The organism is Propionicimonas sp. T2.31MG-18 (genome assembly GCF_964266745.1).
Taxonomy (GTDB): Bacteria; Actinomycetota; Actinomycetes; order Propionibacteriales; family Propionibacteriaceae; genus Propionicimonas.
Map to the genome: position 1 here is coordinate 103842 of NZ_CAXWGX010000004.1, position 16976 is coordinate 120817.

The 16976-nt window shown below is 70.8% G+C and carries 15 protein-coding genes; 5 read left to right on the forward strand and 10 right to left on the reverse strand.

What is annotated here, in order from left to right:
* Positions 1-72: 72 nt before the first annotated feature.
* Complete coding sequence (locus ACFQQJ_RS04375; protein WP_377104489.1) at positions 73-723, reverse strand: hypothetical protein; 651 nt, start codon at positions 721-723, stop codon at positions 73-75.
* Positions 724-865: 142 nt separating this feature from the next.
* Here ACFQQJ_RS04375 and ACFQQJ_RS04380 point away from each other — a divergent pair, with 142 nt between their 5' ends.
* Positions 866-1168, forward strand: coding sequence for a hypothetical protein (locus ACFQQJ_RS04380; RefSeq protein ID WP_377104491.1), 303 nt, complete (start codon positions 866-868; stop codon positions 1166-1168).
* A 3-nt stretch (positions 1169-1171) separates the two neighbouring features.
* Here the strand turns inward: ACFQQJ_RS04380 and ACFQQJ_RS04385 are convergent, their stop codons facing one another.
* A complete protein-coding gene (locus ACFQQJ_RS04385) occupies positions 1172-1822 on the reverse strand; it encodes an acVLRF1 family peptidyl-tRNA hydrolase (RefSeq protein ID WP_377104493.1) in 651 nt (216 codons plus the stop codon).
* A 38-nt stretch (positions 1823-1860) separates the two neighbouring features.
* Here ACFQQJ_RS04385 and ACFQQJ_RS04390 point away from each other — a divergent pair, with 38 nt between their 5' ends.
* From ACFQQJ_RS04390 to ACFQQJ_RS04400, 3 genes are all read left to right on the forward strand, one after another.
* Positions 1861-2550, forward strand: a complete 690-nt coding sequence (locus ACFQQJ_RS04390) for a metal-dependent transcriptional regulator (protein WP_377104495.1) — start codon at positions 1861-1863, stop codon at positions 2548-2550.
* Positions 2551-2626: 76 nt separating this feature from the next.
* On the forward strand, positions 2627-2992 hold the full coding sequence (trxA, locus tag ACFQQJ_RS04395; RefSeq protein WP_377104496.1) for a thioredoxin: 366 nt from the start codon (positions 2627-2629) through the stop codon (positions 2990-2992).
* A 223-nt stretch (positions 2993-3215) separates the two neighbouring features.
* Positions 3216-5813 carry a sucrose phosphorylase gene (locus ACFQQJ_RS04400; protein ID WP_377104498.1) on the forward strand — a complete coding sequence of 866 codons (2598 nt, stop codon included), beginning with the start codon at positions 3216-3218 and terminating at the stop codon, positions 5811-5813.
* Between the two features lie 21 nt (positions 5814-5834).
* On the opposite strand, the gene ACFQQJ_RS04405 is transcribed toward ACFQQJ_RS04400, so the two are convergent.
* A complete protein-coding gene (locus ACFQQJ_RS04405) occupies positions 5835-6266 on the reverse strand; it encodes a hypothetical protein (RefSeq protein WP_377104500.1) in 432 nt (143 codons plus the stop codon).
* A 351-nt stretch (positions 6267-6617) separates the two neighbouring features.
* Between ACFQQJ_RS04405 and ACFQQJ_RS04410 the strand changes: the two genes are divergently transcribed.
* Positions 6618-7106: a molybdenum cofactor biosynthesis protein B gene (locus ACFQQJ_RS04410; protein WP_377104502.1), complete on the forward strand. Its 489-nt coding sequence runs from the start codon at positions 6618-6620 to the stop codon at positions 7104-7106.
* Between the two features lie 6 nt (positions 7107-7112).
* Here ACFQQJ_RS04410 and ACFQQJ_RS04415 read toward each other — a convergent pair whose 3' ends face one another.
* From ACFQQJ_RS04415 to ACFQQJ_RS04445, 7 genes are all read right to left on the reverse strand, one after another.
* A complete protein-coding gene (locus ACFQQJ_RS04415) occupies positions 7113-8516 on the reverse strand; it encodes an MFS transporter (protein ID WP_377104504.1) in 1404 nt (467 codons plus the stop codon).
* Positions 8513-9901 carry a nitrate/nitrite transporter gene (locus ACFQQJ_RS04420; RefSeq protein ID WP_377104506.1) on the reverse strand — a complete coding sequence of 463 codons (1389 nt, stop codon included), beginning with the start codon at positions 9899-9901 and terminating at the stop codon, positions 8513-8515. Before ACFQQJ_RS04420 ends, ACFQQJ_RS04415 begins: the two co-directional genes overlap by 4 nt.
* Positions 9898-10653, reverse strand: coding sequence for a respiratory nitrate reductase subunit gamma (narI, locus tag ACFQQJ_RS04425; RefSeq protein ID WP_377104508.1), 756 nt, complete (start codon positions 10651-10653; stop codon positions 9898-9900). Before narI ends, ACFQQJ_RS04420 begins: the two co-directional genes overlap by 4 nt.
* 1 nt (position 10654) lies before the next feature.
* Positions 10655-11290: a nitrate reductase molybdenum cofactor assembly chaperone gene (gene narJ / locus ACFQQJ_RS04430; protein ID WP_377104510.1), complete on the reverse strand. Its 636-nt coding sequence runs from the start codon at positions 11288-11290 to the stop codon at positions 10655-10657.
* Entirely contained in the window at positions 11287-12927 is a 1641-nt protein-coding gene (narH, locus tag ACFQQJ_RS04435; protein WP_377104512.1) for a nitrate reductase subunit beta, read from the reverse strand. Before narH ends, narJ begins: the two co-directional genes overlap by 4 nt.
* Entirely contained in the window at positions 12927-16652 is a 3726-nt protein-coding gene (locus tag ACFQQJ_RS04440) for a nitrate reductase subunit alpha (protein ID WP_377104514.1), read from the reverse strand. The genes narH and ACFQQJ_RS04440 overlap by 1 nt, the downstream gene beginning before the upstream one ends.
* A gap of 81 nt (positions 16653-16733) precedes the next feature.
* Complete coding sequence (locus ACFQQJ_RS04445; protein ID WP_377104516.1) at positions 16734-16973, reverse strand: MoaD/ThiS family protein; 240 nt, start codon at positions 16971-16973, stop codon at positions 16734-16736.
* Between the last annotated feature and the right edge of the window lie 3 nt (positions 16974-16976).

Genomic DNA, 16976 nt, shown 5'->3' on the forward strand with positions numbered 1-16976 from the left:
CTTTCTCCTCTTACCGACCGACCGTCGGTCAGTCTACTCCGTCACAGGGGCGGGAGGAACAAACGGGCGTGTTCAGGCGCGCAGGATCGCGACCAGGTCCGGCGCCGGACGGTGGGCCGCAGGGGCGGCCTGCTCCCAGCCCGGGTAGCCGTCGAGCCAGGAGAGCACGGAACGCGCGATGTCCCGGTGGGGATCCTCCAGCCCGTCGACGACCGGGCGCCACGCCCGTGCCATCGCGTGCACATGGTCGCCGGCCGCCCAGCCTGCGGCGAGGCCCGGGTGGGGCAGCAGCGGGATCCCGAGGTCGTTGCGCAGGAGGTGGCGCAGGCCCAGACGGGCCGGCACCTCGGAGCGCACGAGGTCGAAGTCGAAATCGTTGAGCCGTGCCTCGCTGAGCTCCTGGCCGAGCGACCCCCACGACAGCGCGTCCAGCCACGTCTCGAACAGCACCCAGCAGGCGGTCAGCCGGTGCGGCGGCACGTAGCGCCCGGCGAGCAGCGTGTCGACGTCCGAGCCGGACGGCACGCCCGGGCGCACCACGGGCGCGTCGGGCTGGCGGCGGAAGACCGGCCCGAGCCGCGCGAGCAGGCCCGGCGAGGCCGGGGTGTCCTGGGCGAACCGCCCGGCGGCGATCCCGCGGAGCGTGCCGGCCATCTGCTCCGGCGCCCCGAAGATCTCCCGCACCTCATCGATCGCGATCGCGTAGAGCCGCACCGATCCCATGCGACAACGCTAATCGCCCCACGTACATTTGGGGCTGTGAACCCCAGATCCCGCCGCCTCGTCGTGACCGGGGTCCTGGTGCTGCTGCTCATCCTCGTGGTGGTGGGCAGCGCCCTCGGGCTCGGCAGGTAGGCTCCCGGCCATGATCGTGGCTCTCCGCCGTGCGCTGGCTGCGCTGGCCCTGGGCGTCGCCCTGTCCGTCGGCGCCGCGGGTGCCGCGCAGGCCGAGACGCCGACACCCACTCCGGCCGCGACGGCCACGACCTCCGTCCCCGCCTCGCCGACGGCGAGCGGCCAGGCGACGAGCGAGGTCACCGCGGACGAGGGGTCGGTCGCCGACACCCCCGACCTGGCCCCGGACTCCTCCCGGCAGCTGTACGCGCTGGGTGCTGCCGGCCTGCTGGCGCTGGCGATGGCGGCCGTCGTCCTGCTGCGTCGGCGCTGAGCCTCACGCGAGCTCGTTGAGCTCGATCACCACCCGGCGGAACACGTCCGGGAAGCCCGCCAGGACGCCCGCGTTCGGGTCCGGCACGGCGAACACGCCGACCTGCGGCAGGCCCGCCCCGCGCAGCCGCTCCAGCACGGGCTCGGCGAGGACGGCCTGGACGGCAGCACTGTCCCCGCCGGTCACCAGGGCCTCGAGGCTGTCCACGCGCGGCAGGAGGACCTCCGCGGCGTCGGCGGCCGCGGCCCCGAAGGCGCGTCCGGCCTGGTTGGCGCGCCGCCGGGCGTAGCGCTGCTGGGACCAGCCGCCGGCCTTCGTCCGTCCCTGCACGTAGTGGCTGCCATGGCGGCCGGCGAGGAGTTCCGCACCGTCGAACACCCCCACGGCGTGGGCCTTGCGGCGCACGATCAGCGCGCCCACCAGCCGGGGACGGGTGGCCGACGCCACCAGCGCGGCGAGGGGCTCCGCGTCGGAGGGCAACGGGCCCCACGCCAGCCGGACGCGCGCGCGTGCGCCGTCGGGGGCCTCGAGGTCGACGAACCCGGCCGAGGCGCGCACAGCGGGCCGGCCGTGGCGGGCCGCGAACCCGTCCACCCAGCCGGCCAGGCGTTCGGGCGCCACGTTGACCATTCTCGGTACCGGCTGCTCGGGCATGGCTATAGTCTGGCAAGCGGATCGCAGGGAGGAGGGGTATGAGCGACCTCATCGACACCACGGAGATGTACCTGCGGACCATCTACGAGCTGGGCGAGGAAGGGATCCCGCCGCTGCGCGCCCGCATCGCGGAGCGCCTCAAGCAGAGCGGGCCGACCGTGTCCCAGACCGTCGCCCGCATGGAGCGCGACGGCCTGGTCAGCGTCCATCCCGACCGGCACCTGGTGCTCAGCCCCAAGGGGCTGGAGCTCGCGACCCGGGTGATGCGCAGGCATCGCCTGGCGGAACGGCTGCTGATCGACGTGATCGGCCTGGAGTGGCCGCTGGTGCACGAGGAGGCGTGCCGCTGGGAGCACGTGATCTCGACCGACGTCGAGCGTCGGCTGGTCAGCATCCTCGACCACCCGGTGCGGTCGCCGTACGGCAACCCGATCCCCGCGCTGGAGGAACTCGGGGTGGAGCCCGCCTCCGAGACGTTCCTGGACGGCGCGGAACTGCTCTCCCTGCGCCTGGCGGACGGCGAGCCGCACCAGGTCGTCGTGCGCCGCATGAGCGAGGCGATCCAGAACGATCCCACCCTGCTGGCCGCGATCCAGGCCGCCGGCGCCCTGCCCGGCGTGCCCGTCCGTGCGGTGCTGGTGGGGCACCGGCTGGTGCTCGGTGACGGCGACGCCGAGGCCGTCCTGCCGACCGTCGTGGCCGAGCACATCTTCGTCGCCGACGACTGAGCCGGCCGCCGCCGGGGGAATACCCGCGGGGCCGGAAGGCGTTGTGGCGGAGTACCCGATCTTAAGGAAATCGAGAATGGCAACCATCGCTGTCACCGAGGCCGATTTCGGTGAGACCATCAAGGACAACGGCATCGTCTTCGTGGACTTCTGGGCCGCGTGGTGCGGGCCGTGCCGGATGTTCGGGCCCGTGTTCGAGTCCGTCTCCGAGGCCAACCCGGACGCCGTGTTCGCGAAGGTCGACACCGACGCGGAGCGCGGACTGGCCTCCGGCCTGGGCATCTCCTCGATCCCCACGCTGATGGCCTTCCGCGACGGCTACCTCGTCTACCGTGAGGCCGGCGCCCTCAACAAGAACCAGTTCAGCCAGCTCGTCGAGCAGGTCAAGGGACTGGACATGGAGGCCCTGAAGGCCGAGGCGGAGGCCGCCCGGAAGGGCTGAGACACGCCGTAGTTCTTGTCACCCGTTGGGGTGACACCACCCGTGGCCCGACCTATACTCGACTCAGGTTCCTGCCCCATCCCCCCGGGCAGGAACCACTTTCTTGTGCACCTCCTCCGCGACGCTGGCCGCGCGACCTCCTGACCCCATACGATGAGGTCAAACGATTTAGCCGGGCACGTTTCGCTACGCTGCTGCTGGCGACAACTCGCGAGGAGTGCACATGGACGTGAGCTTCCCTGAGGTGGCCGACCTGGCCTCCGTCCCGACCGGTGACATGCCCGGTGACAAGGTGCAGATCGGCCCCGGCCACCTCGACAAGGCGCGGGCGGTCTTCCCCCGGCTGTGGCACCTGCTCGAACCGCTCCTCGCCGAGCCGCCGCATCGCGCGGTGGTCGCGGTGTGCGGCGGGTCCGGGGTCGGCAAGTCCGAGACCGGCTCCCTGCTCGCGTACGGCCTGAACGCGCTCGGCGTCGGCAGCTACGTCCTCTCCGGCGACAATTACCCGCGGCGGGTGCCCGCGGCGAACGACGCCGAACGGCTGCGCACCTTCCGGGTGGGCGCCGTCCAGGGGCTCGTGGCGCGCCACGCCTACACCGCCGGCGTGCGTGAGGAGCTCGCGGCCCTTCAGGCGGCGGGGACGGACGCCGACCCGGCGCTGGTCGCGGCCCACCCGTGGCTGGCGACCTACCAGCGTGCGGGACGCACGGCACTGGCCGGCTACCTGGGGACGTCGAACGAGATCGACTTCGACGAGCTCAACGGCATCCTCGCCGCGTTCCACTCCGGGGCGGACGAGCTCGTGCTCAAGCGCATGGGGCGCACCCCGGACCAGCTCTGGTACGACGCGGTGGACGTCAGCGGCGTGCGGGTCATCGTGGTGGAGTGGACCCACGGCAACAACCCGAACCTGCACGGCGTCGACATCCCGATCCTGCTGAACAGCACGCCCGAGGAGACCCTCGCGCACCGCAGGGCGCGCAGCCGTGACGGTGCGGTCGACAGCCCCTTCACCACGATGGTGCTCGGCATCGAACAGCAGCGGCTGCACGCGCAGGCTCCGCGCGCGGCGATCATCGTCTCCAAGTCCGGCGAGCTGCTCGACTACGACGGCTACCGCGCGGCGATGGGTGCCGACCTGCCCGGTGCCGGGCCGATGCTGAACGTCTACCCCGACAGCATCGGCGGCACCCTGGCCGACCTGGTGACCTTCGTGCGCCGACCGGAACTCAAGGACGTCTTCAGCTCCGCCTACCTGCTGCCGAGCATCTTCAACACCGACCTCGACCGCGGCTTCTCGGTGATCGACTACGGGCTGTCCGAGGTGTACGCGACGCCGGCCGACCTCGAGGCGCTGGCGGAGGAGGGGCTCGGCTTCAAGTTCGACTTCATCCTCAACCACGCATCGGTGCTCTCGCCCCAGTTCCAGGACATCCTCGCCCGCGGCGAGCGGTCGGAGTACGCGAACTTCTTCATCGACTGGAACGCGTTCTGGGCCGGTCACGGCGAGCTGACGCCGGCGGGCTACGTGCAGCCCGATCCCGAGCTGATCAAGGACATGTTCTTCCGCAAGCCGGGGCTCCCCATCCTGATGGTGCGACTGCCGGACGGCAGGGAGAAGCCCTACTGGAACACCTTCTACCAGGAGGTGCGCTACACCGCGCCGGACACCCAGCAGCTGATGCGCGCCGCCGGGCTCCAGTACGGCCGGGCAGAGGTGCTCGCCCACCGGCTGGCCGAGGCCCTCGGCGCGGGCCGGCGTCCCACGGAGGCCGACTTCACCGGCTACGAGGCGGTGAAGGCCACGGTGGTCGACCTGGTGGAGTCGCAGCGGACCTACCTGGGCCAGATGGACCTGAACATCAACAGCCCGCTGGTGTGGGAGTTCTACGCCGACACCCTCGACCGGCTGGCCGGCTACGGCGCCAAGATCGTGCGGCTCGACGCCTTCGCGTACGCGCCCAAGGCGCCCGGGGAGAAGAACTTCCTCAACGACCCCGGCACGTGGGACCTGCTCGCGCGCGTGAAGGAGCTGGCCGACCGCCGCGACCTGTTGCTGCTGCCGGAGATCCACTCCACCTACGCCGAGGGCATCCACGAGCTGATCTCGTCCAAGGGGTTCCTGACCTACGACTTCTTCCTCCCGGGGCTGCTGATCGACGCGCTCGACCGCAGTGACGCGTCCACGCTCAAGCGGTGGATCGGGGAGCTGGTCGACAAGCGCATCCGGACGGTGAACATGCTCGGCTGTCACGACGGCATCCCGCTGCTCGACCTGAAGGGGCTGCTGGACGAGGAGCGGATCCAGGGCCTGATCGACACCATCGTCGGGCGCGGCGGGTACGTGAAGGACCTGCACGGCGCGAAGAACATGTACTACCAGGTGAACGCCACCTACTACAGCGCGCTGGGCGAGAGCGACGCGCGCCTCGTGCTGGCGCGGGCGATCCAGCTGTTCATGCCGGGCAAGCCGCAGGTCTGGTACCTCGACCTGTTCGCCGGCCGGAACAACCACGCGGCGGTCGAGAAGGCCGGCTCGGGTGGGCACAAGGAGATCAACCGGACCAACCTGGGCATGGACGACGTCCTCGCGGGCCTGGAGCAGCCGGTCGTGCAACGGCAGCTGGAGCTGCTGCGCTTCCGCAACACCTTCGGCGCGTTCGGGTTCGACGCCGCCTGCGAGGTGGCGCAGACCTCGCCCGAGCGGCTGGTGGTCACCTGGCGCAAGGACGGGCTGTCGGCGACCCTGGACGCAGACCTCGCCGCGGAGACCTTCACGGTGACGGCGACCGGGGCGGACGGGGTGACCCGCACGATCTGAGCCGGCTGGGCCGGCGCACGGTCAGCTCACGCAGGCCGTGGGGCCGAACGTGCGCAGGCCCGCGGCCGGCACGAGCAGCAGTCCCGCCAGGGCCACGGAGGCAAGGGTGACCGGCTGCTGCCCGATGAGGAAGGTCGCCGCGATCGTCATCACCGCCGGGCCGGCCGCGCAGGTGCTGGCGGTGGCCGGCGCGCCGGGGGAGGGCAGGTAGCTCGCCAGCACGAGGGCCCCGGCCACGCTGACCAGCGCCAGGACGCCGAGGATCGCGGGTCCGGTGCCCCAGCCCGCCACCGTGCCGTTGAGCGCGAACAGGGCCGCGGCGAGCAGGACGGCCGCCACGGTGTGGCGCGGCGTCCACGCCGTGCGCCAGTAGGCGGGGCCGGAGGCGGGCGTGGCCCGGACGGCTCCCGTCGAACGGGGGACGCGGGCGAAGAACTCCTCGGGCGAACTCATCGCGCGGTGCCGAGAGGGCGGCGCGGGTACCAGTGGGCCGGACGCGCCGGGGCGTGGGCACAGGCGCAGCGCTGGCCGGCCGGAACCGCCGCGAGTACCTGCTCGACGTGCATGCCGCACCCCCGCCAGGTCGTCCGGCCGCAGTGGTCGCACACCGCTGGACTGCACATGGTCCCGCCTCTCCGATGCAGGCCGCCGGCCGGACGGTCCGGCGCCGGCCATGGTGAGTCAGCGTCCGGCACCGAGGCCGCCCGACCGGCGGTGACTCATACCCCGGGGGGTATCGTACCAGAGGTCGGCGGCCCGTGCAGCCCACGCTCGCGGTGGACGGGCGGAGGCTAGGGTCGGGGGATGGAGAACATCCCGGCCACCGTCATCGTGGTCTCCGACGAGATCGCGACCGGCGCGGACGAGAACCGGGCCGGCCCGGTCGCGGTCGAGCTGCTGGCCGCCCACGGGGCACGGGCGGACCTCGTGGTCGTCGGCGACGACCGGCAGGCGATCGCCGCCGCCGTGCGCCGCGCGATCGGGGGTGGGTGCCGGGTGGTGGTCACCTGCGGCGGCACGGGAATCGGCCCGCGTGACGTCACGGTCGAGGCCGTCGAGCCCCTGCTCGCCTACCGGCTGCCCGGGATCGGCGAGGAGATCCGCCGGCGCGGCGCCGCGCACGTCGCGTCCGCCCTGGTGTCGCGGGAGGTGGCCGGCGTGGTGGCCGGCGAGCCGCCGGTGTTCGTACTGACGGCCCCCGGCTCGCGTGGCGGGGTCCGGGACGCGATCGGCGTGGCCGGTCCGCTGCTGGCCCACATCGTCGCCCAGCTGGACGGTGCGGGCCACTTCTGAGGGGCCTCAGGACCGCCGCGGCGCGCCCGGCCGGGCGTAGCGCCACCACGTGATGACGATGCACAGGACCGCCCACGCGACCCCGATGCCGTAGAAGACCTGCGCGGGCATGATGGTCAGCCCGACGCCGAACAGGAACGGCCCGAAGGCGGCGATCGCGCTGGTCCACCCGATCACCCCGCCGGCCTGGCGACGCTCGAAGATCATCGGCATCTGCTTGAAGGTCGAGGCGTTGCCGATCCCGGCGAACAGGAAGATCGCGAGCATCCCCCACAGGAACTGGCTGAAGCCGGCCTGCAGCGTGGCCGCGCTGGTGAGATCGGGGCTCAGGGCGGGGATCGTCCAGGCGATCGAGGCGGCCAGGCCGACCCCGGACACCAGCGTCCACAGGGCGCCGCCCATGCGGTCGGTGAGCGGGGAGAAGAGCACGCGGGCGCCCGCCCCGACCAGCGGGCCGAGGAACACGAAGGCCGCGGGATCGGGCACCGAGTAGCCGGAGACGAGGATCTGCGCCGTCGCGCCGGTGCCCTGGACGATTCCGGGGTTGCCCGAGCCGTACAGGTTGATCACCAGCAGGCCGAACTGGGCCGAGAGGCCGGAGAAGGTGCCGAAGGTCATGATGTAGAGCACGGTCATCCACCAGGTGTCCTGGTTGCGGAAGATGTCGAACTGCTGCCGGATGTTCGCGGTGACCGGCACCGACTTCAGGTACTGCCACGCGATCCACGCACCGACCAGGATGAAGGGCAGCCACACGAAGGACGCCGCCTGGTACCACACCTCGCGGTCGGGCTTGCCCGGGATCTTCATCATCTGGCTCTGGCCCAGCCACCACAGCATGCCCAGGCCGATCAGCCAGGGCGTGAGCAGCTGGACGAGCGAGACGCCGAAGTTGCCGATGCCGGCCTGCAGGCCGAGCGCCGTGCCCTGCTTCCGGCGCGGGAAGAAGTACGAGGTGGACGGCATGAAGCCGGAGAAGGCTCCGCCGCCGATGCCGGCGAGGAAGGCCAGCACCAGCAGCTCCCAGTAGGGGGCGGTCGGCGACATCGAGCGCACGCCCCAGCCGAGGACAGGGAGGAAGAGCAGCAGGGTGGTCGCGGCCACCATCTTGCGCGTCCCCATGATCGGGGGCAGGACCATCCACACGATGCGCAGCAGGCCACCGGACAGGCCGGGGACGGCCGCCAGCCAGTACAGCTGCTCCTTGGTGAAGGAGTACCCGATGGCGTTGAGCTTCGGCACGATGGCCGAGGGGAGGAACCAGGCGACGAAGCACAGGGTGAGGGTGAAGGTGGTGATCCACAGGGTTCGCCACGCCAGCCTCGAATCCCAGCTCTCCTCGTTCTCGGGGTCCCAGGAGCGGACCCATTCCGGCCCGGCCTGGAGTCGTTCGACGATCCTGCTGCTCACGCGCGTGCCTCCTGGGGCGTCCTGGTGTCGATGTGTTCGGTGTCGAAGTGGTCGGCGAGTTCGGGGGCCTGCGCGTGCAGCATCCGGACGACGGTGAGGTGCATCCAGGTCGCGCAGATCGCGGTGAGCACGAACAGCACGAAGAAGGTGCTGGTCGGGAAGCCGCTCCACAGCTTGGTGTAAGCGAACAGCGGCGGAAGGATGAATCCGCCCAGGCCGCCCAGCATTCCGACGAGTCCGCCGACCGAGCCGACGTTGCCGGGGAAGTACTCGGGGATGTGCTTGTAGACCGCTGCCTTGCCCACTCCCATCGCGCAGCCGAGGAGGAAGACGAGCGCGGTGAACCACCACACGTTGATCGCGTAGCCCAGGTGCTCGGTCTGCCGGCCGTCGGCGTGGGTGATCACGATGTGCCCGTTGGGCATCATCAGCACGCCCGTGGTGGCCAGCATCAGCGCGAAGGTGGCGTACATGACCGTGCGGGCCCCGATCCGGTCGGAGATCCACCCGCCCAGCGGCCGTAGCAGCGAGGCGGGGAAGATGAACAGGGCGGTGAGCAACGCCGCCGGGTAGAGGCTGAGGCCGAAGTTGTCGACGTAGTACTTCGGGAGCCAGGCCGACAGCGCGACATAGGCGCCGAAGACCGCCACGTAGTAGAGGCTGAAGCGCCACACCCTGACGTGGGAGAGCGGTGCCAGCATGTCGCGGACGGGCTTCGACTCCCCGGCGAGGCGGTCGTGGCGGGGGACGATCGCCCAGGTCAGCACGGCCAGGACGACCAGCAGCACGGCGTAGATGACGGGGACGAGCCGCCAGCCGCCCTGCACTCCGAAGGCGAAGGTCGCGCCCGCGGTGCCGGCGATCAGCGGCGGGCCGATGAACTTCGTGACGGACGCGCCGATGTTGCCGGCGCCGAACAGGCCCAGCGCGAAGCCTTGGCGCTCGCGACCGAACCAGGCAGCGTTCCACGCGATGCCCACGCTGAACAGGTTGCCCGCGAAGCCGACGAGGAAGGCGAGCAGGAGCAGCACGCCGTAGCTGTGGGCCGTCGAGACGAGGTAGGCGGGGACGGCCGTGGCGGCGAGCATGGCGATCGTCACCTTGCGTCCGCCGATGCGGTCGGCGAGCATGCCGGCGGGCAGTCGCCACATCGATCCGTTCAGGACCGCGAGCGCGGTGATCCAGGACAGCTGGACGTCGTCGAGCAGCAGCTCCTTCTGGATCTCGATGCCGAGGATGCCGAACATCAGCCACACCGCGAACATCACGGTGAAGTCGATCGTCGACATCGCCAGCACGCGGTTCGCCCCGCGCCCGGTGTCGTGGACGGGCGGGATCACGTCGTCGCCGTGGTGCCCGGCGGCGTGGGTGGTGGTCTGGGTCATCGGGTCTTCCGGTCGCGATCCTGGGTGCCGACGGGGTCCCAGCCGCGGACGCGTCCGCGGGAGGGCGTGGGTGCGACGACGTCCCGGCTGCGGTACACGACGTAGGGCCGGAACAGGTAGTGCAGGGGGACGGTGAACGCGTGGACGAGCCGGCTGAACGGGATCAGCACGAACAGGCCGAACGCCACCAGGATGTGGACCTTGAACTGCCAGGTGCTGGCCGCCATCGCCTCGACGTCCGGGGAGAACACCAGCAGCGAGCGGAACCAGACCGAGACGGTCTCGCGGTAGTTGTGCTCCTCGCCGGTGGGTGTCACGCTGCCGGTGAGGGTCGCCACCATGCCGAACACGATCGCCGCCACCAGCACGACGTACATCAGCTTGTCGTTGTTCGTGGTGGCGAGGAAGACCGGGCCGGTGGTGCGGCGACGGTAGATCAGCAGGACGATGCCCACCAGGGTCGCGATGCCGGCCAGCGTGCCCGCGCCGAGGGCGACCAGGTGGTAGGTCTCCTGGGTGATCACGACGTCCGTCCACGCCTTCGGGACGAAGAGCCCGGCGATGTGGCCGGCGAGCACCACGAACAGCCCGTAGTGGAACAGCGGGGACGCGATCCGGAGCAGTCGCGACTCGTACAGCTGCGACGAGCGGGTCGTCCACCCGAACTGGTCGTAGCGGTACCGCCACACCAGCCCGCCAACGAGGGCGAGGGCCACCAAATAGGGCAGGACGCCCCACAGCAGGATGTCCATGTCAGCTCCTGACCACGCCGTTGAGGCCGACGAACTCGACCGGCTGGACCTCGCCGAAGCGGGCCTGTACGTCGGCGCGGTTCCGGGGGGACTCGCCGGGGAGCAGGTCGCAGATCGCCGCGATGACGCCGGCGTGGGGGAGCCGGTCGTGCTCGAGCCCGAGCCGGATCAGCTCGACGCTCGCCCGGAACCGTTGGAGCAGCACGAGCCCGCGGCCGGGGTCGATGGCGGCGAACTCCAGGACCATCGGCAGGTAGTCGGGCAGTTCGCCGCACAGGTCGACCACCAGGCCGGACTCGCGGTACACCTGCTTCACGTCGGCGAGCACCTCGCCGCGGCGACGCGTGTCGCCGTCGGTCCAGTAGGACAGGTGCAGCGCATGCCTGCGCGACAGGTCGAACTCCTGGACGTGGAACGCCTGGAGCTCGCCCAGCGGGCGTCCGCGCAGGTGGGCGAGGACGGGGGCGAACTGCTCGACCGCCGGGGTGTCCCGGAGCGCGGATTCGAGAACCTCGAGGCGGTCGAGCAGTTCGGCTTCTGGGTAGGCCAGCACGAGGGCAGCGGCCTGGAGGACGACCGGCGCGTGGGCCGCCGGCCGGTCGGGTGCGAGCGTCGCGGTGCGCCTGCGGCCGATCACCGGGGGTCCTCGTTCGCGTCCCAGTTGAGCAGGCCGGCACGGTGGGCGAGCTGGTCGGACGAGGCCGCCTCCTCGGCGCGCTGCCGCGCCTTCAGCGCGGTGTAGGTCTCGATCGCCACCGGCACCGGCCGTCCGGACGCCTCGCCGAACGGCCCGGAGTCGTACATGCCGGGGCCGCCCTCGAAGTCGAGCGAGCAGGCCAGTTCCTCGAGGCCGTGCGCCTCCTCGCGGTGGGCTTTGGGGATGACGTAGCGGTCGGCGTACTTCGCGATGGCCAGCAGCCGGTACAGCTGCTCGAGCGCCTCCGGCGTCATCCCGACCGCCGCGGCCAGTTCGGCGTCCCGGCCGGTGCCCAGCGTCACTCCCCGCATGTAGGCGCGCATCGCGGCCAGCTTCTGGAGGACCCCGGTGACGATCCCGGTGTCGCCGGCGGTGAACAGCTCGGCGAGGTAGCTGACCGGGATCCGGAGGGCGTCGATCGCACCGAAGAGGTTGCCGGCGGCCTCGGCGTCGTGCCCCTGCTCCTTGAGGAGGTCGACCACCGGCGACAGCGGCGGGATGTACCAGACCATCGGCATCGTCCGGTACTCCGGGTGCAGCGGCAGCGCGACCTTGAAGTGCTTGATCAGGGCGTAGACCGGCGAGCGCTGGGCGGCGCTGATCCAGTCGTCCGGCATCCCGCCCGCACGCGCCAGCGCGACGACCTCGGGGTCGTGCGGGTCGAGCATCAGGTCCAGCTGGGCCTCGTACAGGTCCTTCTCGTCCACCGACGCCGCCGCGAGCACCGCGTCCGGGTCGTACAGGATGATGCCGAGGTAGCGCAGGCGTCCGACGCAGGTCTCCGAGCACACCGTCGGCAGGCCGACCTCGATGCGCGGGTAGCAGAACGTGCACTTCTCTGCCTTGCCGGAGCGGTGGTTGAAGTACATCTTCTTGTACGGGCAGCCGGTGATGCACTGCCGCCAGCCGCGGCAGCGGTCCTGGTCGACAAGGACGATGCCGTCCTCGGCCCGCTTGTAGATCGCCCCCGACGGGCAGGACGCCATGCACGACGGGTTCAGGCAGTGTTCGCAGATGCGCGGCAGGAAGAACATGAAGCTCTTCTCGTACTCGAAGCGGATCTGCTCGTTGGCCTGCTCGCGGAGTTTCGCCACGATCGGGTCGGTGTCGCCGGTGGCGTGGACGCCCCCGAGGGAGTCGTCCCAGTTGGCGCTCCAGGTGATCTTCGTGTCCTCGCCGGTGATCAGCGACTTGGGCCGGGCCACCGGGAAGTCGTCGCCGAGCGGGGCGGAGATCAGGTTCTGGTAGTCGTAGGTCCAGGGCTCGTAGTAGTCGGCGAGCTCTGGCTGGACGGGCGAGGCGAAGATGCTCAGCAACTTCTGGAAGCGGCCGCCCGAGCGTAGCTTCAGCCCGCCGGACTTCGTCCGCACCCAGCCGCCCTGCCAGGTCTCCTGGTCCTCGTACCGGCGCGGGTAGCCCAGGCCCGGACGGGTCTCGACGTTGTTGAACCACACGTACTCGGTGCCGGCCCGGTTCGTCCAGGCCTGCTTGCAGGTGACCGAGCAGGTGTGGCAGCCGATGCACTTGTCGAGGTTCATCACCATGGCCACCTGGGCCATCACGCGCTTCGGGGCCATCAGTAGGTCACCTCCTGCGAGCGGCGGCGGACGGTGGAGACGATGTCGCGTTGCACCCCGGTGGGGCCGAGGTAGTTGAAGGCGTAGGCGAGCTGGGCGTACGCGCCGATCAGGTGGGTCGGTTTCACCAGGATCCGGGTGACCGAGTTGTGGATGCCGCCGCGCTTGCCGGTGGCCTCCGACTTGGGTACGTCGATGGTTCGCTCCTGGGCATGCTGGACGTAGCAGATGCCGTCGGGGAGCTTGTGGGTCACCACCGCCCGGGCCACGAAGACGCCGTTCGCGTTGGTGAGCTCGATCCAGTCGTTGTCGGCCACGCCGATGCTGGCCGCGTCCGCGACGCTCAGCCAGGCCTGCGGCCCGCCGCGGCCGAGGCTGAGCATGAACAGGTTGTCCTGGTACTCCGAATGGATCGACCACTTGTTGTGCACCGTCAGGTAGCGGACGGTGATCGCCTTCTCGCCGGTCGGGCCGAGCTCCGGCTCGCCGAACGCCCGGGTCATGTCCAGCGGCGGGCGGAACGTCGGCAGCTGCTCGCCGGCGTCGATCATCCAGTCGTGGTCGAGGAAGAAGTGCATCCGTCCCGAAAGGGTGTGCCAGGGCTTCAGCCGCTCGGTGTTGATCGTGAACGCGGCGTAGCGGCGTCCACCCGTCTCCGAGCCCGACCACTCCGGGGAGGTGATCACCGGCTGGGGGGACGCCTGGGTCTGGGCGAAGGTGATGATCCGCTCCTCCTGGCCCTCGGAGAGGTCGGCGAGCTTCCGTCCGGTCTTCGCCTCGAGGTCGTGGAAACCCTGGGTGGCCAGCGCCCCGTTGGTGGTGCCCGAGCAGGTGAGGATCGCCTCGGCGAAGCGGGCGTCGGTGTCGATCGCCGGGCGCCCCGCGCCCGCGCCGGTGGGCATGACGCCGTGCAACCCGGCGAGCCGCTTCACCGGTTCGTTCATGTCGTAGGTGATGTTCTTCACCGTGAAGCCGAGCCGGTCGGCGAGCGGGCCGACAGTGGCGAGCTTGTCCGCGATCGCGGTGTAGTCGCGCTCCACCACCATCAGCTGCGGCAGGTTCTTCCCCGGGACGGCGGGCAGGTGGGTGCCGCGCCAGTCGTAGACATGGCCGCCGGGCTGGGCCACCTGGCCGGGGGTGTCGTGCTGCAGCGGGACGGCGACCAGGTCGGAGCGCGTGCCGAGGTGGGTCTCGGCGAGCCGCGAGATCGCGCGGGCCAGCAGGGTGAAGAACTCGAAGTCGCTCTTGGCCTCCCACGGCGGGTCGATCGCCGGGGTGAACGCGTGGACGAACGGGTGCATGTCGGTGCTCGACAGGTCGTACTTCTCGTACCAGGTGGCCGCGGGGAACACGAGGTCGGACAGCAGCGTCGTGGACGTCATCCGGAAGTCGGCGCTGATCAGCAGGTCGAGCTTGCCCTCGGGAGCCTCCTCGCGGAAGTTCACCACCTCGGGCCGGGCCTCGGACGCGTGGTCGTTCGGCATCAGGTTCGAGCCGGTGCCGAGCAGGTGCTTGAGGAAGTACTCGTTGCCCTTGGCGGACGACCCGAACAGGTTCGAGCGCCAGACCACCATCGTGCGGGGCCAGTTCACCGGGGCGTCGATGTCCTCCAGCGCGGAGGCCAGGGTGCCGTCCTTGAGCCGCGACGCCACCCACTCGCCGACGGTGGCCGCTTCGCCGGCGTCCACCGCCGCCTTGGCCTCGTCGGCCAGGTCGAGCGGGTTGCGGTCGAACTGCGGGTAGAACGGCATCCAGCCCAGCCGGTGGGACAGCGCGATCGCGTCCGCGGTGTGCAGCCCGTCCAGGCTGCCCGTGGACAGTGGCGACTTCACGCGGTCCGCGGAGTAGCCGTCGGTGCGCCACTGGTCGGTGTGCATGTACCAGTAGCCGGTGCCGATCATCGTCCGCGGCGGGCGGGACCAGTCGAGCGCGTTGGCCAGGTTGAACCAGCCGGTCATGGGGCGGCACTTCTCCTGGCCGACGTAGTGCGCCCAGCCGCCGCCGTTGCGCCCGATGCAGCCGGTGAGCATCAGCAGCGCCATGATCGCCCGGTAGGTGACGTCGGCGTGGAACCAGTGGCAGATGCCCGCGCCGATGATGATCATCGAGCGGCCCTGGCTGTCCTCGGAGTTCTTCGCGAACTCCCGGGCGATGCGCAGGCACGCCTCCGCGGGCACGGACGTGATCTCCGCCTGCCACGCAGGGGTGTACGGCGCCTCCACGTCGTCGTAGCCGGACGGCCAGGTACCGGGAAGGCCTTCGCGTCCCACGTTGTACTGCGCGAGCATCAGGTCAAGGACGGTGGTCACGAGGTGCTTGCCGACCCGGACGGCCGGGACGCCGCGGTGCACGATCGTGCCTTCGCCGCGGGGATCCTCGAAACAGGGCAGAGCGAGCTCGACGGCCCGTGCCCCGGCCACGTCGAGCAGGCTGAGCGCCGGGTCGAGGTCACCGAGGTCGAGGTTCCAGTTGCCCTTGCCGGTCTCGGTGTACCGGTGGCCCATCGTGCCGTTCGGCACCGCGGGGGCCCCGGTCGCGCGGTCCCACAGGACGGTCTTGAACTCGTCGTCCTGGCCGGGCGTCCGGCCGGTCCCGCTCGCGGCGAGATCGGCGGCGGTGAGGAACTTGGCGGCGGTCAGGCCGTGGCCGTCGGGGTGCTCCACCAGGGTGACCAGCATCGGCAGGTCGGTGTACTGGCGCACGTAGTCGGTGAAGAACGGCACCTGCCGCTCGACGTAGTTCTCCTTCAGGATCACGTGGCCCATCGCCATCGCCAGCGCCGCGTCGGTGCCGGCCTGGGCCGGCAGCCACTCGTCGGCGAACTTCACGTTGTCGGCGTAGTCGGGGGAGACCGTGACCACCTTGGTGCCGCGGTAGCGCACCTCGGCCATCCAGTGCGCGTCCGGGGTGCGGGTGACCGGGACGTTCGAGCCCCACATCATCAGGTACGTGGAGTCCCACCAGTCGCCGGACTCCGGCACGTCGGTCTGGTCGCCGAACACCTGCGGGCTGGCCACCGGCAGGTCGGCGTACCAGTCGTAGAACGACGTCATCGCGCCGCCGATGAGGTGGTTGAACCGGGTGCCGATCGCGTGGGAGACCATCGACATCGCTGGGATCGGCGAGAACGACACGCACCGGTCGGGGCCGTAGGTGCCGATGGTGTGCACGTAGGACGCGGCAGCGATCTCCAGCGCCTCGTTCCACGAGATGCGTACCAGCCCGCCCTTGCCGCGCGCGGACTGGTAGCGCTTGCGGGTCTGTGGGTCGGAGGAGATCTCTGCGAAGGCGGCGACCGGGTCGCCGAGGCGGGCCTTCGCCTCGCGGTAGGCCTCCACCAGCACGCCGCGCCCGTAGGGGTAGCGGACGCGGGTGGGCGAGTAGGTGTACCAGGAGAAGGCCGCTCCGCGCGGGCAGCCGCGCGGCTCGTACTCGGGGCGGTCGGGGCCGGTGGTGGGGTAGTCGGTCTGCTGTGACTCCCAGGTGATGATGCCGTCCTTGACGTAGACCTTCCACGAGCACGACCCGGTGCAGTTCACGCCGTGCGTCGAACGGACCACCTTGTCATGACTCCAGCGGTCGCGGTAGAAGACGTCGCCCGAGCGCCCGCCCTCACGGAAGACCACGCGCCCGTCGGCGGTCTCCTCCCACTTGGTGAAGTACTTGCCGAGCGAGAGCAGGGCGTCGGCGGCCGGACCGTCCAGGTGCGCGCGCGGGGAGGTCATGGCTCATGCTAACCAGCACGGAGCACTTTTCACGAAGTTTTCGGAAAAATCCCGGACGGGATTCCGGACGCTGCCGTGCGGCTACCCGCCGGCGAACGGCGGCAGGACGTCCACCCTTGCCGAGCGGGAGATCCGGGTGTCGGGCTCGCGCACCGGAGCGCCGTCCACGAGCAGGGAGCAGCACCCGAGGACGGCGGCGAGGGCGTCCTCTCCGCGGCTGAGCCGGCCCAGCAGTTCCGCGGCCGTGAGGCCGTCCTCGTCCAGCTCGGCGGTGGTCGTGCCGGCCGCGTCCGCAGCCCCGGCGTAGAAGGTGATCTGCACGGT

Bases quoted from the DNA above. Each gene is read 5' to 3' on its own strand.
- ACFQQJ_RS04375 (WP_377104489.1), bottom strand. From the start codon at position 723: ATGGGATCGGTGCGGCTCTACGCGATCGCGATCGATGAGGTGCGGGAG.
- ACFQQJ_RS04380 (WP_377104491.1), top strand. From the start codon at position 866: ATGATCGTGGCTCTCCGCCGTGCGCTGGCTGCGCTGGCCCTGGGCGTC.
- ACFQQJ_RS04385 (WP_377104493.1), bottom strand. From the start codon at position 1,822: ATGCCCGAGCAGCCGGTACCGAGAATGGTCAACGTGGCGCCCGAACGC.
- ACFQQJ_RS04390 (WP_377104495.1), top strand. From the start codon at position 1,861: ATGAGCGACCTCATCGACACCACGGAGATGTACCTGCGGACCATCTAC.
- trxA (WP_377104496.1), top strand. From the start codon at position 2,627: ATGGCAACCATCGCTGTCACCGAGGCCGATTTCGGTGAGACCATCAAG.
- ACFQQJ_RS04400 (WP_377104498.1), top strand. From the start codon at position 3,216: ATGGACGTGAGCTTCCCTGAGGTGGCCGACCTGGCCTCCGTCCCGACC.
- ACFQQJ_RS04405 (WP_377104500.1), bottom strand. From the start codon at position 6,266: ATGAGTTCGCCCGAGGAGTTCTTCGCCCGCGTCCCCCGTTCGACGGGA.
- ACFQQJ_RS04410 (WP_377104502.1), top strand. From the start codon at position 6,618: ATGGAGAACATCCCGGCCACCGTCATCGTGGTCTCCGACGAGATCGCG.
- ACFQQJ_RS04420 (WP_377104506.1), bottom strand. From the start codon at position 9,901: ATGACCCAGACCACCACCCACGCCGCCGGGCACCACGGCGACGACGTG.
- narI (WP_377104508.1), bottom strand. From the start codon at position 10,653: ATGGACATCCTGCTGTGGGGCGTCCTGCCCTATTTGGTGGCCCTCGCC.
- narH (WP_377104512.1), bottom strand. From the start codon at position 12,927: ATGGCCCCGAAGCGCGTGATGGCCCAGGTGGCCATGGTGATGAACCTC.
- ACFQQJ_RS04440 (WP_377104514.1), bottom strand. From the start codon at position 16,652: ATGACCTCCCCGCGCGCGCACCTGGACGGTCCGGCCGCCGACGCCCTG.